At 55.2% G+C, this 391-nt stretch carries 1 pseudogene; it reads right to left on the reverse strand.

The window, feature by feature from the left end:
- A pseudogene (gene feaB / locus M8010_RS19875) lies at nt 1-391 on the reverse strand (phenylacetaldehyde dehydrogenase); the annotation flags it as partial.

The following is a 391-nucleotide window of genomic DNA, read 5'->3' on the forward strand; positions in this document are numbered from 1 at the left end:
GCGCAACATCGTCAGTGGCGTGGTTTCCGAAGGCTTAATCACGATTGAACAGCCTGCTGCCAGTGCTGGCATCACCTTCCACATACCAATCATCAACGGAAAGTTCCATGGCACAATTCCCGCCACTACGCCAACCGGCTCTTTACGCGTCCAGGCCTGATAACGCGCCCCCTGGGGTAAGGGAATCGACCAGTCCAGCGTTTTACCCGCGATTTTGGTCGTTAACCCGGCGGTATAACGCATCCAGTTCAGCGTACCGCCCACTTCCAAAGCACGGGAAATGGCAATTGACTTGCCTTGCTCCAGGGTTTCCAGTTGCGCCAGCTCCTCACTGTGCTGCTCCACCAGATCAGCAAAACGTAGCAGAATACGTTCACGCTCTGCGGGTAAT

The sequence above is a fragment of the Marinobacter sp. ATCH36 genome (assembly GCF_023555055.1).
GTDB lineage: Bacteria > Pseudomonadota > Gammaproteobacteria > Pseudomonadales > Oleiphilaceae > Marinobacter.